Annotated in this window: 30 protein-coding genes and 1 tRNA gene; 15 read left to right on the plus strand and 16 right to left on the minus strand. The window is 68.2% G+C overall.

Annotated elements, in window-relative coordinates; all coding sequences use genetic code 11:
* Window positions 1–121 precede the first annotated feature (121 nt).
* The 4 genes from ACFOSH_RS30240 (at window position 122) to ACFOSH_RS30255 (ending at window position 2,275) form a co-directional block, all read left to right on the plus strand.
* Window positions 122–622 (plus strand): ATP-binding protein, encoded by a 501-nt coding sequence (locus tag ACFOSH_RS30240; protein ID WP_378242631.1) that lies wholly within the window; start codon window positions 122–124, stop codon window positions 620–622.
* Between the two features lie 21 nt (window positions 623–643).
* On the plus strand, window positions 644–1,525 hold the full coding sequence (locus ACFOSH_RS30245) for an alpha/beta fold hydrolase (RefSeq protein WP_378242633.1): 882 nt from the start codon (window positions 644–646) through the stop codon (window positions 1,523–1,525).
* Window positions 1,526–1,553: 28 nt separating this feature from the next.
* Complete coding sequence (locus ACFOSH_RS30250) at window positions 1,554–1,970, plus strand: VOC family protein (RefSeq protein ID WP_378242635.1); 417 nt, start codon at window positions 1,554–1,556, stop codon at window positions 1,968–1,970.
* A 98-nt stretch (window positions 1,971–2,068) separates the two neighbouring features.
* Window positions 2,069–2,275, plus strand: coding sequence for a CsbD family protein (locus ACFOSH_RS30255; RefSeq protein ID WP_378242637.1), 207 nt, complete (start codon window positions 2,069–2,071; stop codon window positions 2,273–2,275).
* Window positions 2,276–2,323: 48 nt separating this feature from the next.
* Here the strand turns inward: ACFOSH_RS30255 and ACFOSH_RS30260 are convergent, their stop codons facing one another.
* Window positions 2,324–3,436: a cytochrome P450 gene (locus ACFOSH_RS30260; RefSeq protein ID WP_378242717.1), complete on the minus strand. Its 1,113-nt coding sequence runs from the start codon at window positions 3,434–3,436 to the stop codon at window positions 2,324–2,326.
* 87 nt (window positions 3,437–3,523) lie between these two features.
* On the opposite strand from ACFOSH_RS30260, the gene ACFOSH_RS30265 reads away from it, so the two are divergent.
* The 3 genes from ACFOSH_RS30265 (at window position 3,524) to ACFOSH_RS30275 (ending at window position 5,430) form a co-directional block, all read left to right on the plus strand.
* Window positions 3,524–3,991: a MarR family winged helix-turn-helix transcriptional regulator gene (locus ACFOSH_RS30265; protein ID WP_378242639.1), complete on the plus strand. Its 468-nt coding sequence runs from the start codon at window positions 3,524–3,526 to the stop codon at window positions 3,989–3,991.
* 123 nt (window positions 3,992–4,114) lie between these two features.
* Window positions 4,115–4,711, plus strand: coding sequence for an ECF RNA polymerase sigma factor SigK (gene sigK, locus ACFOSH_RS30270; protein WP_378242641.1), 597 nt, complete (start codon window positions 4,115–4,117; stop codon window positions 4,709–4,711).
* On the plus strand, window positions 4,708–5,430 hold the full coding sequence (locus tag ACFOSH_RS30275; RefSeq protein ID WP_378242643.1) for an anti-sigma factor: 723 nt from the start codon (window positions 4,708–4,710) through the stop codon (window positions 5,428–5,430). The genes sigK and ACFOSH_RS30275 overlap by 4 nt, the downstream gene beginning before the upstream one ends.
* On the opposite strand, the gene ACFOSH_RS30280 is transcribed toward ACFOSH_RS30275, so the two are convergent.
* From ACFOSH_RS30280 to ACFOSH_RS30310, 7 genes are all read right to left on the minus strand, one after another.
* A complete protein-coding gene (locus ACFOSH_RS30280) occupies window positions 5,427–6,362 on the minus strand; it encodes an SDR family NAD(P)-dependent oxidoreductase (protein WP_378242645.1) in 936 nt (311 codons plus the stop codon). The two genes, ACFOSH_RS30275 and ACFOSH_RS30280, sit on opposite strands and share 4 nt — an antisense overlap.
* A 26-nt stretch (window positions 6,363–6,388) precedes the next feature.
* Complete coding sequence (locus ACFOSH_RS30285) at window positions 6,389–6,832, minus strand: ATP-binding protein (RefSeq protein ID WP_378242647.1); 444 nt, start codon at window positions 6,830–6,832, stop codon at window positions 6,389–6,391.
* A gap of 71 nt (window positions 6,833–6,903) precedes the next feature.
* Window positions 6,904–7,470, minus strand: a complete 567-nt coding sequence (locus ACFOSH_RS30290; protein WP_378242649.1) for an alkaline shock response membrane anchor protein AmaP — start codon at window positions 7,468–7,470, stop codon at window positions 6,904–6,906.
* Window positions 7,467–7,994: a DUF6286 domain-containing protein gene (locus tag ACFOSH_RS30295; RefSeq protein ID WP_378242651.1), complete on the minus strand. Its 528-nt coding sequence runs from the start codon at window positions 7,992–7,994 to the stop codon at window positions 7,467–7,469. Before ACFOSH_RS30295 ends, ACFOSH_RS30290 begins: the two co-directional genes overlap by 4 nt.
* Entirely contained in the window at window positions 7,991–8,377 is a 387-nt protein-coding gene (locus ACFOSH_RS30300) for an Asp23/Gls24 family envelope stress response protein (RefSeq protein ID WP_378242653.1), read from the minus strand. The genes ACFOSH_RS30295 and ACFOSH_RS30300 overlap by 4 nt, the downstream gene beginning before the upstream one ends.
* A gap of 5 nt (window positions 8,378–8,382) precedes the next feature.
* Complete coding sequence (locus tag ACFOSH_RS30305) at window positions 8,383–8,559, minus strand: hypothetical protein (protein WP_005154991.1); 177 nt, start codon at window positions 8,557–8,559, stop codon at window positions 8,383–8,385.
* Between the two features lie 41 nt (window positions 8,560–8,600).
* Window positions 8,601–9,065 (minus strand): Asp23/Gls24 family envelope stress response protein, encoded by a 465-nt coding sequence (locus ACFOSH_RS30310; protein WP_378242655.1) that lies wholly within the window; start codon window positions 9,063–9,065, stop codon window positions 8,601–8,603.
* A gap of 198 nt (window positions 9,066–9,263) precedes the next feature.
* Between ACFOSH_RS30310 and ACFOSH_RS30315 the strand changes: the two genes are divergently transcribed.
* Complete coding sequence (locus ACFOSH_RS30315) at window positions 9,264–10,481, plus strand: alkaline phosphatase (protein ID WP_378242657.1); 1,218 nt, start codon at window positions 9,264–9,266, stop codon at window positions 10,479–10,481.
* Window positions 10,482–10,528: 47 nt separating this feature from the next.
* On the opposite strand, the gene ACFOSH_RS30320 is transcribed toward ACFOSH_RS30315, so the two are convergent.
* Window positions 10,529–11,140 carry an ANTAR domain-containing response regulator gene (locus ACFOSH_RS30320; protein ID WP_005157321.1) on the minus strand — a complete coding sequence of 204 codons (612 nt, stop codon included), beginning with the start codon at window positions 11,138–11,140 and terminating at the stop codon, window positions 10,529–10,531.
* A 173-nt stretch (window positions 11,141–11,313) separates the two neighbouring features.
* On the opposite strand from ACFOSH_RS30320, the gene ACFOSH_RS30325 reads away from it, so the two are divergent.
* Window positions 11,314–11,387 (plus strand) — tRNA-Leu (locus ACFOSH_RS30325).
* A gap of 294 nt (window positions 11,388–11,681) precedes the next feature.
* Here ACFOSH_RS30325 and ACFOSH_RS30330 read toward each other — a convergent pair.
* On the minus strand, window positions 11,682–11,999 hold the full coding sequence (locus ACFOSH_RS30330; protein WP_378242659.1) for an alcohol dehydrogenase catalytic domain-containing protein: 318 nt from the start codon (window positions 11,997–11,999) through the stop codon (window positions 11,682–11,684).
* Window positions 12,000–12,734: 735 nt separating this feature from the next.
* Between ACFOSH_RS30330 and ACFOSH_RS30335 the strand changes: the two genes are divergently transcribed.
* Complete coding sequence (locus tag ACFOSH_RS30335) at window positions 12,735–13,106, plus strand: SRPBCC family protein (RefSeq protein ID WP_378242718.1); 372 nt, start codon at window positions 12,735–12,737, stop codon at window positions 13,104–13,106.
* A 251-nt stretch (window positions 13,107–13,357) separates the two neighbouring features.
* Window positions 13,358–13,672, plus strand: coding sequence for a hypothetical protein (locus ACFOSH_RS30340; RefSeq protein WP_378242661.1), 315 nt, complete (start codon window positions 13,358–13,360; stop codon window positions 13,670–13,672).
* A 237-nt stretch (window positions 13,673–13,909) separates the two neighbouring features.
* On the opposite strand, the gene ACFOSH_RS30345 is transcribed toward ACFOSH_RS30340, so the two are convergent.
* The 3 genes from ACFOSH_RS30345 to ACFOSH_RS30355 all read right to left on the minus strand — a co-directional run bounded on the left by ACFOSH_RS30345 (window position 13,910) and on the right by ACFOSH_RS30355 (window position 16,431).
* Window positions 13,910–14,125, minus strand: a complete 216-nt coding sequence (locus ACFOSH_RS30345; protein WP_378242663.1) for a hypothetical protein — start codon at window positions 14,123–14,125, stop codon at window positions 13,910–13,912.
* Between the two features lie 240 nt (window positions 14,126–14,365).
* Entirely contained in the window at window positions 14,366–15,754 is a 1,389-nt protein-coding gene (locus ACFOSH_RS30350) for a sensor histidine kinase (RefSeq protein WP_378242665.1), read from the minus strand.
* Window positions 15,751–16,431, minus strand: coding sequence for a response regulator (locus ACFOSH_RS30355; protein ID WP_378242667.1), 681 nt, complete (start codon window positions 16,429–16,431; stop codon window positions 15,751–15,753). The genes ACFOSH_RS30350 and ACFOSH_RS30355 overlap by 4 nt, the downstream gene beginning before the upstream one ends.
* A 122-nt stretch (window positions 16,432–16,553) precedes the next feature.
* Between ACFOSH_RS30355 and ACFOSH_RS30360 the strand changes: the two genes are divergently transcribed.
* Window positions 16,554–17,018, plus strand: coding sequence for a hypothetical protein (locus ACFOSH_RS30360; RefSeq protein WP_378242669.1), 465 nt, complete (start codon window positions 16,554–16,556; stop codon window positions 17,016–17,018).
* 107 nt (window positions 17,019–17,125) lie between these two features.
* The gene (locus ACFOSH_RS30365; RefSeq protein WP_378242671.1) at window positions 17,126–17,680 is read left to right on the plus strand and encodes a hypothetical protein; all 555 of its coding nucleotides are present in this window, start codon (window positions 17,126–17,128) and stop codon (window positions 17,678–17,680) included.
* Between the two features lie 228 nt (window positions 17,681–17,908).
* On the opposite strand, the gene ACFOSH_RS30370 is transcribed toward ACFOSH_RS30365, so the two are convergent.
* From ACFOSH_RS30370 to ACFOSH_RS30380, 3 genes are all read right to left on the minus strand, one after another.
* Entirely contained in the window at window positions 17,909–18,589 is a 681-nt protein-coding gene (locus ACFOSH_RS30370) for a winged helix-turn-helix transcriptional regulator (protein ID WP_378242673.1), read from the minus strand.
* Entirely contained in the window at window positions 18,589–18,804 is a 216-nt protein-coding gene (locus tag ACFOSH_RS30375) for a hypothetical protein (RefSeq protein ID WP_378242675.1), read from the minus strand. Before ACFOSH_RS30375 ends, ACFOSH_RS30370 begins: the two co-directional genes overlap by 1 nt.
* A 131-nt stretch (window positions 18,805–18,935) precedes the next feature.
* The gene (locus ACFOSH_RS30380; RefSeq protein WP_378242676.1) at window positions 18,936–20,228 is read right to left on the minus strand and encodes an ArsB/NhaD family transporter; all 1,293 of its coding nucleotides are present in this window, start codon (window positions 20,226–20,228) and stop codon (window positions 18,936–18,938) included.
* Window positions 20,229–20,497: 269 nt separating this feature from the next.
* Here ACFOSH_RS30380 and ACFOSH_RS30385 point away from each other — a divergent pair, with 269 nt between their 5' ends.
* Together ACFOSH_RS30385 and ACFOSH_RS30390 are read left to right on the plus strand one after the other, a co-directional pair.
* The gene (locus tag ACFOSH_RS30385; RefSeq protein ID WP_378242678.1) at window positions 20,498–20,653 is read left to right on the plus strand and encodes a hypothetical protein; all 156 of its coding nucleotides are present in this window, start codon (window positions 20,498–20,500) and stop codon (window positions 20,651–20,653) included.
* Window positions 20,654–20,692: 39 nt separating this feature from the next.
* Window positions 20,693–21,139, plus strand: coding sequence for a CBS domain-containing protein (locus ACFOSH_RS30390; RefSeq protein ID WP_378242680.1), 447 nt, complete (start codon window positions 20,693–20,695; stop codon window positions 21,137–21,139).
* Window positions 21,140–21,146: the final 7 nt, after the last annotated feature.

Raw genomic sequence — 21,146 nt, forward strand, 5'->3', positions numbered from 1 at the left:
CCAAAGTCGTGCTGCTTCACCGGACCAAAAGTCTTCTGGCCGCCTGTTCGAGGCGGTGTGAGCCCGTCACCGGATGGAGTGGCATGATGCACGCTCGCACGTCGACGAGGAAGGCCTTGGTTTGAGCGCGCGCACTTCCCAGATGGACGACCTTCGGCTGGTGGCACAACCGAACGCGGTGTTGTGCTCCGAGCTCTTCGTCCGTCTCATCTTGTCGGATTGGTCCTTGAGGCCGTTGCTCGATCAGGCGAAGACCGCCGCCGCCAGACTGGTGGGCGCGCTCGTCGACGTGGCCGATCCGAAGGAGCCGCCCTTCCTGACGCTGAGACTGCGGCTGCAATCGGACGTTCTGGTCATCGAGGTCGACCACGACTTCGACGGCCTTCCCGCGCCGACGCCGGCGCCGGGAGAGCGGACCGGGGTGGCCCCGCGCGAGACCGGCGGCGTGACCACCTGGTGCGAACTGCCGCTGCCCGGTGGCCTGTCCGCCGGAGAGGTACGGCTGCCGCGGCGGGGCGACCGCCGGACCCTGGTGGACGAACCTGTCTCCGGTGATCCCGTCGGTGCCGATCCCGAAGTCCTGGAACGGCTTTTGACGCGGTTGAGCGGCTGGTCCGGCTGATCCTCGTGAAAGGATCCGGTGATGGGCTCGAAACGTGCCACCACACCGGTTCTGGAGATCGAGTACGACCACGCCGGTGAGGCGGGCGGGCCCGCGGTGATCCTGCTCCACGGGTTCCCCTACGACGTTCGCGCCTACGACGAGGTCGCCCCTGTCCTCGCGGCGGGCGGCGCCTCGGTGTACGTCCCGTCCCTCCGCGGGTTCGGCGGGACGCGGTTCCTTGACGACGCCACGCCCCGCTCCGGGCAGCAGGCCGCGCTGGCGCAAGACCTGCTCGAGTTCATGGACGCGCTGGGGCTGGAGAACGCCGTCGTCGCCGGGTACGACTGGGGTGGCCGCGCGGCCTGCATCGCGGCCGCGCTCCGGCCCGAGCGCGTGCGTGGACTGGTCACGGTGGACGGCTACAACGTCCAGAACCTGGCCTACGCGGGAGAACCGGCGTCGCCCGAATGGGAACGCACTTACTGGTACCAGTACTACTTCCACTCCGAGCGCGGTCGCCGTGGCCTGACGGAGAACCGCGAAGAGCTGTGTGCCCTGCTGTGGCGCACCTGGTCACCGACCTGGAAAGGCGCCGACGCGGCGTTCCCGGCCAGTGCCCCCAGCCTCCACAACCCGGACTTCGTCGATGTCGTCATTCATTCCTACCGGCACCGGTTCGGCCTGGCGGAAGGGGATCCGCGGTACCGGGCGCTCGAAGACCTGATCGCGAAGCAACCCGCGATCACGGTGCCGACGGTCGTGCTGGAGAGCGGCGCCGACGGCGTCGGCGGGCCCAGTGCGGACGGCGACCGCGAGTACTTCACGGGGCCGTATGACCATCGGGTTCTGCCCGGGGTGGGCCACAACGTTCCCCAGGAAGCCCCTGAAGCGTTCGCCGCCGCTGTAGCTTCCTTGCTTTAGCGAGAGTCCTCCGGCGAAAGGAACGTCCGTGACCGACCCCCAGCCCGCGCCCCCGGTCCCGCCGGGGACGTTCCTGCTCGAACTCGTCCCGGTGCCGGTCAGCGACATCGACCGGGCGAAAGAGTTCTACACCGAGCGGCTCGGTTTCCGGCTCGACGTCGACGTGCGGCCCGCCGACGGGGTCCGGATCGTCCAGCTCACCCCGCCCGGTTCGGCCTGCTCGATCACCTTGGCCACCGGGATCGCGTCGCTCGACATGCCGGTCGGGACCCTGCGCGGGCTCCATCTGGTGGTCGCCGACATCGAGGAAGCCCGCGCCGCGCTCATCGCCCGGGGTACCGAGGTGGGGCCGGTCGAGGACATGGGCGGCGTCTTCTACGCGGCCTTCAGCGACCCGGACGGCAACACCTGGACGCTTCAGCACATGCCCTGGCGCATGGGGTGAGGGCGATCACCCGTCCGTGTGCATGACGAATCGGATCCCGGCTTGTCCTTACCTCTGTACGGCGCACGATCCGGGCGCCACGGACGGAGGAGGACCCGATGTCGTTGGGCGACAAGATCAGCAACAAGGCCGAAGAGCTCGGCGGTAAGGCCAAGGAGGCCACCGGCGACGCCACCGGCAACGAGGAACTGCGTGCGGAGGGCCAGGCGGACCAGGCGAAGGCCGGTCTCAAGGGCGCCGTCGAGAACGTGAAGGACGCCGTCGGTGACGCGGCGGACAAGCTCCGCGACACCTTCAAGAAGTAGCGGCCGTTCCGGGCCGGGGCAGCGGATTTCCGTGCCCCGGCCCGTTCTTCAGCCGTGCAGTAGCACCGGCAGGCTGGTGAGCCGCGTGCCCTGGATACCGCCGAGGAACGTCTGCCGGAGTTCGGCGTAAGGCATGGCGAGCCGGGCTTGGGGGAAGTCCGTGCGCAGGACCGTCGCCGCCGCCCGGAGTTCGAGTTGCGCGAGTTGGGCGCCGACGCAGAAGTGCGGACCCGCGCCGAAGGCCAGATCCGAGCCGGGGCGACGGCCGGGGTCGGTGTTGATGCCCTGGATGTCGACGAGCACGGGGGCCCGCGCGGGAAGCCGGGTCCCGGCGAGGTCGAGTTCCACGGTGGTGAACCGCCAGAGCGTGAACGGCGCGGGCGGATGGTCTCGCAGGGTCTCGCGGACGAGGGTGTCCTCGGAAGCCTTGTCCCCGTTGAGAAGCCGCGAGACCAGGAAGCCGATCGAGGCGTCGGTGGTCAGCTGCCCGGCGAAGATCAACGAAAACAGGTGATACCTCAAATCGTCTTCGGTCGTCCCTGCCGGGACACGGTCCCGCAGTTCCGCGGCGAGCCCGTGCCGATCCGGCGTCAGCCCCGCCGCTGCGAGGCCCGCGATCGCGCCGATGGCCTCGCCCTGCGCGCCCGGTTCCGGGCTGGACATGCGGCGGCAGGCGTCCACGACGTCGTCGAGCAGGTCGAGCGGGATACCGAGCAGGTCGAGCAGCACGGTCAGCGGGAACCGGGTGGAGAACCCGTCCATCAGGTCGACGGGTTCCTCGCCCAGGTCCGCGAGCAGTTCGCGCGCGATCTCGTGGATGCGGCCGGACTGCGCCTGAATCCGTTTGGCGCTCAGCAGCGGGGCGTGCGCGCGCCTCAGAAGTACGTGATCGGGGCCGTCCAGCGTGGTCAAGGACGGCTGCTCGGCCGCGGTCTGTTCGAGTCCGGCGCGGTCCCACTTCTCGGGGGCCAGCGCGGGATCCTTGGCGATGCGCGGGTCGGAGAGGACTTCGCGGGCCAGCTCCTCCTCGGTCACGATCCACGCGCTTCCGCCCGCCGGGGCGGCCACTTCGACGAGGGGGCCGGCGGCCCGCAGCGCGGGGCGGACCAGGTCGGGCTCGGTGATACCGCGGGTCGTCGCGGCGAACGGGTCGGGAAGCACAAGTGACTCCTTCATGAGAAAGTAGCTTCACCATGAAGGTATATTTGCGGCCGGTAGGTTGTCAAAGCACGGATCCGAGGAGGGGTGATGGAGGACGATGTCGCGGCGCGGGCCGTGTCGCTGCTGGACGGCCTCCGCGGCTTCGGGGCGAACTACACCGAGTTCACCCGGCGTTTCGCGAACTGGCTCGGCCTGCACGCCACCGACGCCGCCGCCCTCGTGGAGATCCTCTACGCGGAAGACACCGGCTCGCCGCTGTCCCCGGCCCGGCTCGGCGAACGCATCGCGCTGACCTCGGGCGCGACCACGAACCTGCTGAACCGGCTGGAGAGCCTCGGTCACGTGGTGCGGACCAGGGAGAGCGCCGACAGGCGGAAGGTGACCCTGCGCAGCGGCCCCGACATCCAGGGGCCCGCGCGGGAGTTCTTCGGCCCGTTCAGCGCCGGGCTCACGGCGCTGGTGGCGGAGTACCCGGCGGAGGAGATCGAGCGGTTCGAGGCTTTCCTGCGCCACCTTCGGTCCACAATGGACACCGTGCTCGACGAACAGGGGTGAGGCGCCCGCCTCGTTCGAGTGTTTCCCGCCTGCCCGACCAGTCCGCGCCACCCTCGGCGTCGAATCCCTCACAGACGCCGCGGAACCGCGTAGCCGGGTGTCGGGTGAGGTGGAGGCAGCTTGATGGTCGAGGGTGTGCGGACGAATCCGCGCGAAAACGGTGGCACCGGGACGGCGCAGGCCGAGCCGGGCCTGATGCAGCGGGTCGCGGCCGGTGACGAACAAGCGTTCGCCGACCTCTACGACGTCGTGGCGGGGCCGGTGTGGGGCGTGGTGAACAGGGTCGTCCGCAACGGCACGTTCGCCGAGGAGGTGACCCAGGAAGTGCTGGTGGAGGTGTGGCGGACGGCCGCACGGTTCAAACCGGGCAAGGGGAGCACCCTGGCTTGGGTGCTCACCATCGCGCACCGGCGGGCCGTGGACCGGGTGCGTTCGCATCAGGCCGCGCTCGACAGGGACGACCGCGCGGGCAGGCTCGACTTCCGCCGCCCGTTCGACGAGGTCGCCGAGTCGACGATCACCAACCTGGAGCAGCAACGGGTGCGCCAGTGCCTGTCCGCGCTGACCGATCTGCAACGGGAATCGGTGGTGCTGGCCTACTACAACGGATACACCTACCCGGAAGTCGCGGAAGTGCTCAAGACCGCGCCCGGCACGGTGAAGACCCGCATCCGCGACGGCCTGATCCGGTTGCGCGACTGCTTGGGGGTGGGGCAATGACGGCGGAACTGCACACACTGACGGGGGCCTACGCCGTGGACGCCGTCCCGGCGGAGGAAGCCGCGGCGTTCAAGCGGCACCTGCGGGGTTGCCCCGCGTGCGGCCAGGAGGTCCGGGAGCTGCGGGAGACCGCGGCGCGGTTGGGGGCCGCGCTCCCCGCCGCGCCGCCGCCGAGGCTGCGGGAAGCGACGCTCACCCAGATCGCCCAGACCCGCCAGTGGCCGCCGCTGGTCACGGCCGCACGGCGAACCCCGACCGCGAAGAAGCCGCCGATGCGGGTAGCCCTGTGGGGTGCCGCGGCGGCGGCCGCCGGGGCCCTGGTGTTCGGCCTGGTCACCGCGAACACCGAGCCGGGGACCGACCCCGCGCAGCAGCAGCTCGCTTCGGTGAACTCGGTGCTCACCGCACCCGACGCCTCGACGGTCAAGGGCGCCGTGCCCGGGAAGACCACGGTCGTGACCTCGCGGAGCCAGGGCAAGGTCGTCGTGCTGGCCGGTGAACTCCCGCCGTTGGCGCCCGGCAAGGCGTATCAGGTGTGGCTCATCGGGAAGAGCGGCGTGCGCTCCGCCGGGCTGCTGGCCGACGATGGTCCACATCGGACTCGACCGGTCCTCGCGGACCTGCCGGGCGGGATCGACCGGGTCGGCATCACCGCGGAACCCGCCGGGGGCTCGCCTGCTCCCACCGTCCCGGCGGTCGTCATGGTGAACCTGGTCTAGATACCGGTCGACCGCCCGCAAGCCTGCCAGAGTTCTTGGCGCTGCGCGGCGGTTTCCCGGGTCTTGCCGAGGTAGTGCGTTGGCCGCTGGACGCGATCGTGCCAGAACATCCCGTTGTACCGGGCCGGTTCCTCGGCCGCGGCGAGCCAGACGAAGGTGTCGGCGCCCTGCTCGGGGTTCCGCAGGATCGGCCGGGTCACCTTCTGGAACGTCGGCAAGGAGGTCGCGACCCCGGGGGTGTCGGCCCAGCCGGGATGGGCGCTGTGCACGGTGACCCCGGAGCCGTCCAGCTCGTCCGCCCAGAGTTCGGCGAGTACCACCTGCATGCGTTTGGTGCGCGCGTATCCGGCGGCCGGTTTGTACTCGCCCTGGAGGTACTGGAGGTCGTCGGTGCGCAGAGGCTGGCCGTACATCCCGCCGGAACTGACCCAGATCACCCGCGCGCCGTCGGCGAACTTCGGCCGGAGCGACGCGGTGAGGAGATGCGGGCCGAGCACATGCGTGGCCAGCATGACCTCGTTCCCCTCGGCCGTTTCCGAGCGCTCGGCGGGCATCACACCGGCGTTGTGCACGAGCACGTCGACCTCGCCGTCGAGGTCCTTCGCGTAGTCGCGCACGGACGAGATCAGGCTGACGTCGCACTGGTCGACGACGATCCGCGCGCCGGGCACGGCGCGTTCGATCTCGGCGCGGGCGGCGTCGCCGTCACCGCGGACCGCGATCCGGACGGTCGCGCCCAGCTTCGCCAGCCCGATGGCGGTCGCCTTGCCCAAGCCCGCCTTCGCACCGGTCACCACGGCGACCTTGCCCGCGAGCGCGTCCGGCGAGGGGTCCGCCGGCCACCACCGGCGTCGCAGGAAGGGCCCGACGCTGCTGTAACCGAGCAGGGTCCGGTCGAGCACGGTGTCGGCGGCTCGGGTCACGATGGACATGCGGGTGCTCCTCAACGTTCCGATCTTCACTGTTCGTAGTACAGCTGCGCGGGAACCAGTGCCCACACCGTTTTCCCGGCCCGCTCGCCGCGGAAACCCCAATCGAGGGAAAGCTGGGTGATCAAACGGAGTCCGTAGTGCGTGCTTTCGGGTGCGGAACGCAAGGCTTCCAGATCGGGGTCGTCGTCGGAGACTTCGACCATGAAGCTGCGGACATGCCTGTTGACGCGCAGTTCACCGGGTCCGTCCGTGTGCCGGTACGCGTTGCTCACCAGCTCGTCGATGACGAGCAGGAGGGCACCCAGCGGTTCGTCCTCGCCGCGGCCGAAGCCGAGGCTGTCGGCGACCACGGAGCGGATGTCGCGCAGTTCGGGAAGGTTCCGCAGGCCGAGCGTGATTTCCGCGGCGCCGGCGACCCGGCGGCAGAATCGGTCGAGTTCCGCTTCCAGCTCCGCCTGGCCACCGTTCACCGCACCCAGCTCCCCTCACCGACACACACCTCTCACGAGGCGTTCGGAGCCGGCGGGGGAGCGGACGGGTGCTAATGCAGGCGGGGGCCGGTCTTGGTGGAGAAGCGGAACTCGATGGTCGTCGGAAGCTCGTCGAGGTCCAGCGCCTGGCGCAGCCGTGGGAGACCTTCCTCGGTGACGCGCTCGCGGATGGCGGCCAGATCGCCGTCCTGTTCGGCGCTCAGCACCACGGCCAGTATCGGCGCGTCCTGGGGACCGCCCAGCGTGGCGTGTGCGGCGTGGACGCCGGGATAGGCCGCGACCTCCGCCACGAACGGTTCCACCGCGGTGCTCGCGGCCAGCGCTGTCCGGCCCGTGTCCTGCTCGAAGCGCCAGGTGCGGGACTTGGGTTTGCGGGCGGGCTGCGCGATGAGCCAGCGCAGCGTCAGCAGTCCGACGACGACCGCGCCCCCGGCGACGGCGTACCAGGCCCAGCCGGGCGGCAGGGCCGTGCCGGGCACGAGTGCGCTGCCGGGCTCGATCAGCGGGATCCTGCCGAAATGGGTGGCGACGGCGAACACGCCACCGGCGAGCAGCACGAGCCCCGTCAGCACCAGGAGGGTGCGGTTCAGCCGGGCGGGACGGTTGAGATCGGTCATGACGCGCTCCTGGTGGCCTTGACCCGGACCCGCACGGCCGGGACGGTGGCGGGGCCGATCTGGGCGAGGCGATGCTCGATGGCGGCGCGGACGGCGTCGGCGAGTCCCGCGGTGTTCGTCCGCCCGGTGGTCACCACCGAGACGATCCCGCGCCGCTTGACCTTCAGTTTCGCCGCCGAGACACCGTCCACAGTGGAGGCGGCGGCGCGCAGTGTCGACCGGTAGCTGCGCCGGGAGGCGCCGGAATCCGGGCCGCCTTCGAGCGGCAGCACGGTCGGCCTCCCCGGGATGATCGCGCTCACGAGGAGCAGCAAACCGATCAGCGCGACCCCGCCACCGGCGATCGCCGGCAGCGGATCACTCCATCGGGAGTCGTGTAGCGCGGACGCGAGGGCGTCGTAGCTGATCCACGGTTTCTCCCCGAGGATCGTCTGGACCGCGACGGCGGCGGCCAGGACACAGCCGGCGAGCACCACGAGGGCGACGAGCACGGCCGGGACGCTGCGGCGGGGGCGCCGTTTCATCGGACCCTCCTCGTTTCGGGCTCCGCGGAGTGCAGGGCCGTGACGGTGATGTCGACGCGTGCCACCGTCAGGCCGGAGAGTTCGCCGACGCGGCGGATCAGGTGCTCTCGCGCGGTTTCGGTGGTGGCACGGACCGAAAGCGGGTACCTCACCGAGAGCCGGACGTCCAAGGTGGCTGTCGAGCCGGTGACGTTCGCGCTCACCTTGGCGCCCTGGTCGAGGTCTTCGCCGCCGACCGCGATCCCGAGCACCCGTGACGCCGCGCCGCCGAGGCCGTCGAGTTCGGTGATCGCCCGTGCGGCGATCCGCTCGACGGCGCCGCCTGCCACGGTCAGCCCGCCGCGCCCGTCCGTGTCCGGCGCGGCGGGGGTCATGGTCGTCATGGCGGTCAGCCCCTGTCGCGGCCGGCCAGGGCCGAAAGGTCGAGCTTGCCGTCGAGGAACCGGCCGACCAGCAGGCCGAGGACGGCGAGGACGAGCACGACGAGGAAGGCGCCGAAGCCGCCGAACGCGCCGGCCACGCCGAGCACGAGACCGGTCAACAGGCCGAGATGGGTGGCGTTCATGAACGTTCTCCTTGCTTTCGGGCGCGGACCGGCGCCGGTGGTCACTGGACGCGGCCGGATTCGGTGAGTTCGTCGGTGTCGTCGTCGCCCGGGATGTGCACGTCGGACACGTTGATGTTGACCTCGACGACCTCGAGTCCGGTCATCTGTTCGACCGCGCCGATCACGTTGCGGCGCACCGACTTGGCGAGATCCGCGATCGCGACGCCGTATTCGACGACGATCTGCAGGTCGACCGCGGCCTGGCGCTCGCCGACCTCGACGGAGACGCCCTGCCCGGCGGACGCGGTGGCGCCCGGGATGCGCTCGCGAAGAGCGTTGAAGGCACGCACGGCGCCGCCGCCGAGCGCGTGGACGCCGGTGATCTCACGGGTCGCGAGGCCCGCGACCTTCTGCACGACGGTGTCGGCGATCGTCGTTACGCCCTGACTGGAGGTGAGCGCGCTGTTCTCGGCGGGGGCGGCGGAGTTCGAGTTCGGCTTGGCGGTGGTGGCGGTGTTCGTCATCGCAATCTCCTCGGTTCGGATTCCGTTGGCTGCGGCGGAAGTTCTTCACTTCCACACTCCATAGACCCAGCCGGGACAAGATCGTCACGACCCGATCGTGTGGTCTGGATCTCACCGTCGCTGGGTATCCTTCACGGGCTTTTCTGGCCTTCGCGTGGCTTCTCTGTTAGGAAAGGTTCCTAACTAACGGGAGGCGATGTGCGCGGACGTGGTCTGGCGGCGGCGACGGTTCTGGTGGTTCTCTGCGGCGGCTCGGCCGCTGTCGCGGACCCGACGACGGCGGGTTCCGGGGCGCGCGCCGCGCGCAACATCATCTACATCCAGGGTGACGGCCTCGGCCTGGGCCAGCGTGATCTGCTCCGGCTGGCGCTCAAGGGCAAACGTGGTCAGCTGGCGATGGACGGGCTCGCGGCGACCGGTCTCGTGCGGACGTCGTCCGACGACGAGGACGAGATCGTCACCGACTCGGCCGCGGCGGCCACCGCGCTGGCGACCGGGCACAAGACACGCAACGGCGCGGTCGGGGTGGACACCCGGGGACGTCCGCTGGAAACGATCCTCGAACGGGCGAAGCGGGCCGGGAAGTCGACCGGCCTGGTCACCACCGCGCAGGTGACCGGCGCCTCGCCGGCGGCCTTCGCGGCGCACGTGCCCAGCAGGGATTCGCAGAGCGACATCGCGAAGCAGTACATCGAGAACAGCCGCCCGGACGTCCTGCTCGGCGGCGGTGAGGACTGGTGGTACCCGAAGGGGAACCCCGGGCTCTGGCCGGACAAGCCAGGGGAGGAGAGTCGCAGCCCCTACGGCGACCTGGTCGAACGCGCGCAGCGAACGGGCTACACCTACGTGCGTGACGGCGACGAACTGCGGAACACGCGGGCGAACCGGATCCTCGGCCTGTTCGCGAACGAGGACATGGTCGACTACGGCCCGGACGGCGTCGGGAAGTACGCGCCGCGGGTGCCGCTCCAGCAGATGGCGCGCAAGGCGCTGGACACACTGTCGAAGAATCCGCGCGGATTCTTCCTCTTCCTGGAGGAGGAAGGGACCGACGGGATGTCGCACGAGAACAACGCGCACGGCGTGATCGACGCCGGTCGTGCGCTCGACGCCACTATCGCCGAGGTCCTGCGGTTCGTCCGCGCGCATCCTGACACGCTGGTGATCATCGGCGGCGACCACGAGACCGGCGGGCTGAGCATCGAGAACTACGACACCGACGAAACCGACCCTGACCAGGACGGTCCGTTCGATGTACCGGGCTCGAAGCTCCAGTTCACTGTGGACTGGACGACCCACGGTCACACCGGCGCCGACACTCCCGTCACCGCCGAAGGCCCCGGCTCCGCCCGATTGGGCGGCACCGTCGAGAACACAGACGTCTACTGGGTGATGCGGGCGGCAAGCGGCCTATAAACGGAAGGCCACCTCCGGCGACGGAGGTGGCCTTCACGGGTCTTTCGTCAGCCGATGCTCTCGACGACGGCCTCGGCCACCGCCTTCATCGTGGTCCTGCGGTCCATCGCGGTGCGCTGTATCCAGCGGAACGCGTCCGGCTCGGTGAGCCCCTGACGGCTCATCAGCAGACCCTTCGCACGGTCGATGACCTTGCGCGTTTCGAGCCTGTCGGTGAGGCCGGCGACCTCGGACTCGAGGGCCTGGAGCTCGGCGAACCGGCTCACGGCCAGCTCGATGGCGGGCACCAGGTCACGCTTGGCGAACGGCTTGACCAGGTACGCCATCGTGCCCGCGTCCCTGGCCCGCTCGACGAGGTCGCGCTGACTGAACGCGGTCAGGATGACGACCGGCGCGATCCGGTCGCCGGTGATCTTGGAAGCGGCCTCGATACCGTCGAGCTTGGGCATCTTGACGTCGAGAATCACCAGGTCGGGCTTCAATTCGGTGGCCAGGTTGATGGCCTGTTCGCCATCCCCGGCCTCACCGACAACCTCGTAGCCCTCTTCGCGGAGCATCTCGACGAGGTCCAGACGGATGAGGGCCTCATCTTCGGCCACGAGCACCCGCCGCTGGGGTGCGGCGACGGCACCGTTGGCCTCGGCAGCCTGCTCGGTCACCGGGGTCCTCCTGAAGGTCGTCGGGCAGTTCGGCTCGCGGGCTGTCCGCGAACCTGAAGCCTACCGGGAACGATCCAGACGGCTAGATGGCGTTCACCACGTCAGACGGTCGTCACACTCCCGGGCCCGGCGGGAGACGTGCTCCCGCGATCCCGTAAAGTTCACCGGGCATCGCCCCCGTAGCCCAACTGGCAGAGGCAACGGATTCAAAACCCGTCCAGTGTGAGTTCGAATCTCACCGGGGGCACCGACAACTACCCCACAAGCAGATCCGGCCCGCTGGGCCGGGACTTCCTGGGGATTCATGGGCTCGGCGATCCTCTCTGCCGCCAGCATCGAGGTGCTCGAGGTGTCGACCAGGCCCGTGGTGATGGTGATGTCGCGAATCCAGAGGTTCTCCAGGTGCACCGTGGCGGGCGCGCCGTGGTGATCGAGGCGAGCCCGATCGGCCCCGCCCCGACGATCGCGACACAGTCGCCGGGCCGGACCTTCCCGTTGCGGGCGCCGACTTCGTAGGAAGTCGGCATGATGTCGGCCAGCATCAAGGCGGCCTCGTCCGCGACGCCTTCCGGCAGTACTCGCACCGCCCGCACGCGGTGATGCAGGAGACGAGCACCCGATCGCCCGGCTTCAAGGTCGTCACCGCCCGGCCGACCTCCATGATCGTGCCGACCGCCTCGTGACCGAGGGTCCTGCCGTGCTCCACGGCCGGGACATCGCCTTTGAGGATGTGCAGGTCGGTGCCGCAGATGGTGACCGCGTCGACGCGGACGATCGCGTCGGTCGCCGCGGCGAGATCCGGCTGAGGCCGGTCGGTCCGAGCCCGCCGTCCCGGCCCGTCGTAAACCAGTGCCTTCATGCTTTCTCCTGGTCCACCGAAGAATTCCGGTTCGAGCCTGTCTCCGTGCCGTCACTCGATACAGGGCCGAAAGCCCCTGCGTGCCGAGACGTCCGGCCGCATCGTGCCCGTCCGGAACTGCCTAGCGTCGGCGGAGTCGGTGCCCGGCCCACTTCACGAGCTGGAGGAGCACTTCATGACGGTATTCGGAGCACCGCCCGTCGTCGCGGCGGTGAACGGTTCGGCGCACCCTTCGGCAATCGCTCGTTCCCTCCTGACACCTGGTTCAAGGCGAAGGAAGCCATCACCGAAGAGGTCCTTCGTGAGTTCCGCGTCGAGTGCGCTGTCGCCGGGACGCCGACAGACACTGGTATCGCAACATCCAGGCCCGGCCTGCCCCGGACAAGCGGCCACTCGGGTGTCGCCCGCCTGGGGGAGGCTAGCCACCCGCTGGGGTGAAACACCGTTGACCACGGGGATTATTTGCCTGTTTCGCTTTATTCACGCTTCATGAAGCTTGTGCCTCTGCAACAGCTGATCAGCGTGACGGTTGTTGTCGGCCGTATGAAGCCTTCGGGCATGTCCATTATGGACTATCGTCCATAATGGACTAATGATTCCAGAAAGCTCGATCGGTTTACCGGCAGGCGCGACCTGTGGCCTGATCCGGGGTCGTCAGCACAATCACCTTTCCTGGAGGGACCCGCGGTGCGGTCGTACGACGTTTTGGCCGAATCGACGGCACCGCCTGCGGTCGTGTGGGCATTGCTGCTGGACCCGAGGACGTGGCCCGCCTGGTCGGGGACCGGTGAGCTGGACGTCAGCCGCTCCGCCGGCCTCTCGCCGGACGGGTGTGACGAGGTGGGTGCCACCCGTGCCTTTCGGGCAGGCCGGTCTGTCGCCCGGGAACGGATCACGAGCCTCACGCCTGGGAAGCGGTTCGCCTACGAGACCGTGGAAAACCCACAATTGGCGGATCGCCGGGCAACGGTCGGCCTCCACGAGATTCCCGGCGGAGGAACCAGAATTCGTTGGCCCGGAACGTATTCCGCGCGCGAAAGTAGGATTCCGTTCCTCGGAAAGGCAAGTGCGGCGTACGATGACGAGAACGGCGACGGGGCTCGCTGAGTACGCGGCAGGTCAAAACGTAAGGTGATTGTCAGGTTCGTTCGCGTCGAGGTGCGGGATGCTGATCGCTATCCGGTGCATGCCGGAGGACGCGCAGCGACAGCCCGATACGGGCTACGACAGATCGGCGAGGGCTGGGCATGAATCGTGAAACGGTCAGCCAGTGAGCCCGGGCACGGAAGGCTCCTGCGCGGGATCGTGAAGCGATAGCCGTGGACGCGCTGGCAGGCCTGGAGCGAGGTGCCTGGCGTGTGCTCACCGACGAACCGGCCGCCGCACGGTCGTTCTACGAGAACGTGCTCCACGATCGTGTCGTGGTTCTCCTGATTGACAGAAAGCCGATCCAGGAACGTGAAGCCGCCCTGTCAGCCTTGTGCGGGGCGACCTGGACGGCGCATAGCCTTGCCGATCTGAGCGCGGCAAGGCTCAGCCGCGTGGTCGGCGCGGTCAACTACCGGGTCGCCGCCACCAAAGACGGGGTTCCTTACTCAGCCCGCGTGAGCAGCGTTTACGTTCGCCGTTACGACGGCTGGAAGTTGACGTTTCATCAGCACGTCAGCTGGTAGGAACTCGTCGCTGTCCGGAACCGGAGTGCTGGTCTTCCCCTCCGTCTCTGTGACCACCTGGCCGCTGATGCTGCTGGCAGAACCTGTGGGAAGCGAACTGGTCCTGCCGGAGAACCATTGGTGATACTTCGTCGTCACGGCCACGACCGTGGGCTATGGATAACTCGCGTCTCCCGGCATCACCGAGGTCTATTCCGACGCTGGGCACAGCCTTCGGCCATGTCGGTCCGCGACGTATCACCGGCTCGCGAGTGTCCGGAGCACGCGGAACCGGGCGAGCCGGTGCAGCATTTCTCCCATCGCGTCAGGCCGGATCTGGCCTTCGAGATCTGCGTGGGCGGAGCACACGATCTCGGTGACCGCGGACTCGCTCAAGGACGAGGAGAACTCGCGGGAGAGCCATTGGCGGACTTCGTCGGTGATGTCGTCGGTGTGGTGGTCGTGGACGGTCATGCCCTCTCCTCCTCGTCGACGACTTTCTTCATTGTGTAGGCGATACGGGGGTCTGCACCTGACGAGTGCCTGACGATTGCGTAGGACCATGCGGCGACGTGGGCGGGACCGAGCGGCTGGAGACTGTCGGGGTGGTGCTCGGTGCGAGAGTGGCGATCGGCTCGGGTTCGTCCTGATCGGTCACACCGCAGCCGCCGAGGCCTAGGGCGGCTGCCGTGACTACGAGGATCGGCCAGGGTTTCACGCGGTCGCCTCCGGGAGTTCGACGATGAAGCGGGCGCCGCCGCCGGGGCGGTCTTCGACCCAGACGGTGCCGCCGTGGCGGTGGACGTGGTCGGCGACGATGGCCAGCCCGAGCCCGCTGCCGGTGTCGCGGTCACGCCGGCCGGCGTGCAGACCGCGGGCGAAGCGTTCGAAGATGCGCTCCCGCAGAGCGGGCGGAACGCCACTGCCGGCGTCGTCCACTTCGATCCTCGCGTGGTCACCCCGTCTGCGCAGGGTCACCGCCACGGCGCCTCCGCCGTAGCGGTCGGCGTTGTCGAGCAGGTTGGTCACGACCCGGTCGATGCGGCGGCGGTCGGCGAAGACGAGCGGGGTGTCGGGATCGGTGTGGAGAGGTGATTCGGAAGTGCCTCTGCTGTCGAGAACGTTGCGCAGAAGGTCGTCGAGGTCCACCAGTTCGGCGGACTCGGTGACGTCGTCTTGGTCGGCGCGGGAGATCTCGAGCAGGTCGACGACCATGCCCTGAAAGCGGTGCAGTTCCGCGTCGAGCAGTCCCAGTGCTTTGCGGGCGGTCGGGTCCATCGTGTCCTGGCGGCGGGTCATGACCTGAGTGACGTTGACCATCGTGGTGAGCGGCGAGCGGAGTTCGTGGCTGACGTCCGCGGCGAAGCGTTTGTCCCGGCTTACTCGTTGTTCCAATTGTTCGGTCGTGGTGTTGAAACTCGTGGCGAGCGGGGCGAGGTCCGGATCGTCCTGATGCGGGAGCCGGGTCTTCAGATCCCCGCGTGCCACCCTGGCCGCGGCTCCGCGGAGCACGGAGAGCGGACGCAGGGCGCGTTTGGTGGTCCAGGCGCCGAGGGCAACGCCGAACATCGCCGCCACGACGGTGCCGGTGATCAGCAGGATGCTGAGATACCGGAAGGTCCGATCCAGCTCCAGCAGCGGGTACAGCTCGACGTAGATGCTCTCGCCACTTCCCACCGGTGTCGCGATGGCGAGCACGGGGATGCCGTCGGCGGTGAACCTCTGCCGTGCGGCGACGCCTTCACGTGCGCTCTTCAGCAGGGCGGCCGGAATGACGCGGGGCTCGATCTGCCGTCCGCTGGTGAGCCAGCCGTCGAGCCGGGACAGGAGGATGGACGAGTCCGGGCCACTGGCGAGCCCGGTCAGGAGCTCGGTGAGGTTGTCGGAATGCTCGGCGAGCGCTTTGTCGACCAGGCCGACGTTGACCTCCGACTGCCGCAAGGTGCTCTGCTCGCGTTGGTCGAGCATGTAGCCGGTGGTCAGGTTCCAGGTCGCGACCCCGAGCACGGTCATCACGACCGCCAGGCAGAGGCCGAACGCGCCTGCCACGCGCCAGCGCAGGGACAGCCGCCGTAGCGCGGACCGGAGCTCCGCGCGGGTCATGATCCCGTGGCGATTTGATAGCCGCGTCCACGCACGGTGAGCACGAGACTGGGATTGTCGGGATCGGGTTCGACCTTGCGGCGTAACCGTCTGATGTGGACATCCAGCAGCCGCGTGTCGCCGAAGTAGTCGTGGCCCCACACTCGCTGCAGCAATTGTTCCCTGGTGACGACCCGGCCCTCGGCGCCGGCGAGTTCGGCGAGGAGACGGAACTCGGTGCGGGTCAGGTGCACTGGATCCCCATCGCGCCGCACACTCTCTTCGTCGGGCTGGATTTCCAGGCCGCCCACGGTGAACCTGGTCGGGGGAGGTGGTGCGGTGCGGCGGAGGAGGGCACGGATCCGTGCCGCGAGTTCGCCGGCTACCAGTGGTTTGGTGACGTAGTCGTCCGCGCCGGCTTCGAGGCCCGCGATCACGTCTTGGGTGTCCGCGCGGGCGGTGATCACGATGATCGGCAGTGCTCCTTGCTCGCGCACGGACCGGCAGACGGTGAGGCCGTCGATGCCCGGCAGCATGAGGTCGAGGAGAATGACATCGAACTGGCCGCCTGCGAGCAGTTCGAGCCCGTCTTCGCCGGTTTCCGCACAGGCGACGTCGAAGCCTTCGTCGGCCAGCGCGAGACTCAAGGCTTCACTGATCATCACGTCGTCCTCGACGAGGAGAACACGGGTGGACACAGTCGGTATCTCCTTCCGCCGGCCAGGCTAACAGCCTTCGATCGTAAGGCACTCGTCAGTTTCAAAGGGCGAGGCTCGTGTCAGGGTGAAATCACGCTCACCGAAACACGGGAGGAACACCCATGACCACCGACGTTCTCACGCCACAAGCCGAAGTCGCTCTCAACACGGGAATCCCTCCCAAGGTGCGACGGCTGCGCGATGACGCGGACCGGTCTTGGGCCGTCGCGGACGGGCATCGGACGTTGGCCGCGGAGATCGAATCGGGCGGAGAACCAGACGCGTTCGCGCGTGCCAAGTCGCAACGCCTGCTTGGTGAGGTGGCCGCTCACCACGGGTTCGCTTATCACGAGCTCGCCAACGCCGCGGAAGCCCGTGCGGGGGCGAAAGTCCACCCTCGTGACTCTCCACAATGGAAACTCTTGATCGATCGTTCGTTCACGGCGATCCGCCGCGCCGAGGCACATCATGAACGCGCCGCGGCGTTCTCGGCCAGAACGGCCGGTGACGAGGCGGCTGCCCAGAGGCATGAACTCGCCGCCAAGGAAGCGGACAGGCGTTCGGCGGAGTCGCTCACGGGAATGTGACTCTTCGCCTCAGGTCGGCCGATCGTAAGGATTTCGTCAGGTCGGCCTTCCGGGTTCCATGACACGCTCGGCGAGCGCACCGTATCCGCAGACAACGAGGACGAACGATGGCTCTCTCCGTCAGGTTGCACAGCAGGGCCTTGACCGAACTGTCGTACGTGGGGCTGAGGACACACTCGGTGGCATCCGATGGCGCGCCGGTCCTGGGGGACGGCGTCGACAACGGGATCCGGCGAGCCAAGCAGTTGCGGGCCGAGGCCGCTCGGGTACGCGGGGAAGCGGGGGAGCGCCTCGAGCGGGCGGCCGAGTCGCTGGCCTCCGGGCAAACCGCAGTGGCGCACCGCCAGCGAGATCTGGCGGAAGTAGCCATGTGTCATTACATGGCCTACGAAGAGCTTGCCGCGGCGGCGGAACACCGAGGTAAGGCCACGCGGTTCGTGCGGGGTATGACGGCCCGTGAGATCGAGATCCATCGTGCTTACGCGGCCATCCGGAGGGCCGAGGGGCACCGCGAACGAGGGGAGGCGATCCGGTGCCGCGACGATGCCTTCGCGGCGTTGCGACACCGAGAACTCGCAGGAGAAGCTGAGGAGAAGGCGAGAGTCGCGGAGCTCCGCGCCTTCGAACTTCTCGAGGCCGGAGCGAACGAGAGGAAGCCATGATTTCCGAAAACGGCAGGCGAAAGGTTTTCGGAAGGCCGGACCCGTTCTGCTTGTTCGCGGTCGTACCGGCTTTCTTGGCCGGGGTGCTCATGTCTGCTCTGGGGATGTGGTCGCTCGCGGGCGCCGGTTTCGCGATCGCCGGTCTTGTCCTGGTCTTCGATTCCTGGGTCAACCGGCCGGTTCGACGGGATTCCTTGGCGCCGCCGCGGCGGCACGAGACGAGTCGTCCTATGAGGACAGTAGCGGTGCATCGGGGCCGATAGTGGCGTCGCCGGCGAAACGGCTGGTGCCGATCCAGGTGATGGCTTGGCGTACGGCGGTCCGCGGTCCGGTGATGATGATCGCTTTGTCCCGGAGAGCGTCGAGCCACTCGGTGTGCCCGAGCCAGACGCGTGCGAGGGCGCCGAGCGTGCACTCGATGCGCATTGCCAAGGGAAGTCTCGGATCGTGCACCGTCGGCGCGGCGACGGTTTGCGAGAGCACCAGCCACCACCAGCGCGATCCGGGAGATTCCGTGAACCGGAAGTGGATCGACACAGCCTCCGCGGGCAGCAGAGTGCGGTCGATCTCCCGGCAAAGGTCACGAAGGACCAGAGCGGGGTTGAGATCGCCATATCGCGGCGGCGGGAGCCGCCGTGCGCCCCAGTGGCCGAGCTGTTCGATGACCTCGGCCAGCTCACGACCCGAGGCGGTCAACTCGGCGCGGCGCGTTCCGAGTACCACCAGACCCGCCGAGCCGAGCTTGCGGAGCCGCTTGGTCAGCAGCCCGGCGGACATACCCGGCACGCCGGCCGCGATGTCGTCGATCGCGGTACTGCCGTTCAGCAGCTCGCGGATGACCAACAGTGTCCAGGGCTCACCGACCACCTCGGCCGCGAGCGCGATCGGGCAGTGCTGCTCGTAGCGCATCACAGAACCTGCACAAGCCGCGCGATGCGGTGACGTGCGAGGCGGTGCAGCATGTCCCCGAGCGCCTCGGGGACGATCTGCTCCTGGAGATCGCGATAGGCGGCGCGGACGATGACGCCCACCGCCACAGACGACAGCTTCGTCGAGAACTCGTTGCCAAGCCGAACGGTCACATTGCGCACGACGTCTTGCGCCTGCGGGGTTTCTACGCTCATCGGTCTCCTAGACACTCCGGTTTCCCCGATATTCTTCCGGCTCGTGGCCGGGGCGAACCTGACGACTGTCTGACGATTGAGCGAGCTCGCCGTCATTCTTCCGAGATCGGGATCCTGTCGGTTCTTCGGGGTCAGGCGAAGACGAAGTAGCGGAGCCAGAGGTAGGGGGCGGCGACGAGGACGGTGATCAGGGTGACGATGACGCCTTTCTTGGTGAATTCCCAGAAGGAGATGGGGCTTCCGGCGCGGGCGGCGATGCCGAGGACGACGACGTTGGCGCTGGCGCCGATGGCGGTGGCGTTGCCGCCGAAGTCGGCGCCGAGGGCGAGGGACCACCAGAGCGCTTCGGAATGGGTCGGGTCGGCGATGTCGTTGGTGAGTCCGAGGACGAGTGGGCTCATGGTGGCGACGTAGGGGATGTTGTCGACGACGCCGGACAGGAGCGCCGAGACGCCGAGGATGAGCATGACGGCGAGGAGGGCGTTGCCGCCGGTGGCGTCGGCGGCGAGTTTCGCGAGATCGCCGATGACGCCGGTTTTGACCAGTGCGCCGATCATGATGAACAGCCCGGCGAAGAACAGCAGCGTTTCCCACTCGACGCTGGCCAGGTAGTCCTTCGGTTTGGCCTGGGACAGCAGGACGAGGACTCCGGCGCCGAGCAGGGCGACGATCGAGGGCTCGATGTGGAAGATCGAGTGCCCGATGAACGCGGTGAAAACGCCGAGGAGCACGACGCCGCATTTGACGAGGAGCTTCTTGTCGTGGATGGCTTCGCGTTCGTTGAGTGCCATGACGTCGGCGACCCGGTCCGGGTCGACGGTGAAGGAACCGCGGAACAGCCTTGGCAGGACAAGGCAGAAGACGATGATCTCGATCGCCACGATCGGCGCCATGTTGACGAGGAAGTCGTTGAACGTCAGTCCGGCGCGGCTGCCGATGATGATGTTCGGCGGATCGCCGATCAGGGTGGCTGCGCCGCCGATGTTCGAGGCCATGACCTCGGCGATCAGGAAGGGGACCGGTTTGATGTCGAGCCGGTCGCACACCAGCAGTGTCACCGGGGCCATGAGCAGCACCGTGGTGACGTTGTCCAGGAACGCGGACGCGATCGCGGTGATGAGCACCAGCAGGATCATGATCCGCAGCGGTGAGCCCTTGGCTCGTTTGGCGGCCCAGATCGCGGTGAACTCGAAGACACCGGTCTTGCGCAGGACGCCGACGATGATCATCATCCCGAGCAGCAGGAAGACGACGTCCCAGTCGACTCCGGTTTCGTGGGAGTAGAACGCGTCTTCGGAGCCGACCACGCCGACGGCGAGCACGATGCCCGCACCGGCGAGGGCGGTGACCATCTTGGGGATCTTCTCGGTGGCGATGAACAGATAGGCCACGACGAACACGGCGACGGCGACGACGGCGCTCATGCCGCGTCCCGAGGGAGAAGGTCAGAGGTGGGTGTTCGTCGAAGACGCTGCCAGACCACTTGTGCGCTCACGTATCCCGTCCATGCCGACCGACCCGGCCCAAGTGGGCCGGGTGTGCCGACCAGACTTCCCGGCGCTCCACGCGTCAAGATGCCGTAAACGCGGGCGAGTGGCAACTCGGGCGACGAACGGATGTGGGTAACCAGTGGTGGCGACTCCTGTACCCTGGATAAACCGAAGGCCACACCGTCGTGGGATGAGGGAAACCGATGTCCGGATTGCTCGGCCCGCTCGCGCTGATCGCGGTGTTCGTGGTCCTGATCGCAGCACTTCGCGTCGTGCACCTACGGCAGGAACGGAACGAATCGGCGGGACACGCCGGGTTCCCGGACGGGCGTAAAGAATCGGACAGTAACGACAGCTGAACCGGGCGGACCGGGCCGGGACGGCCTACTCTGACTTACATGCATGCCGCTGAGATGGCCGAGGAATTCCCGGTCGTGGACATGGATTCCGACGCGCTCGACGCGGCACGGCTCCTCGCGGAACATCGTCTCCCCGGCATCGTCGTGACCGATCGATCGGGTTGTCCGCAGTCGGTTCTGCCCGCATCCGAGGTAGTCCGTCTTCTCGTACCGACCTACGTTCAGGACGACCCGTCGCTCGCCGGTGTCCTGAACGAGTCGATGGCCGATCGCGTCGCCGACAAACTGGGCGGCCGCAAGGTGAGCTCGCTGCTTCCGGACGAGCCGACCGAGTTGCCCCGGGTGAACTCCGACGACACGATCATCGAGGTCGCCGCCATGATGGCGAGGCTCCGCTGCCCGCTGGTCGCGGTCATGCGGGACAAGACGCTGCTCGGCGTGATCTCGGCGTCCCGCCTTCTGGAACTGGCGCTCGCCCCGCGTTGACGTCGCC

It is taken from the genome of Amycolatopsis speibonae (assembly GCF_042647925.1).
Lineage (GTDB): Bacteria > Actinomycetota > Actinomycetes > Mycobacteriales > Pseudonocardiaceae > Amycolatopsis > Amycolatopsis speibonae.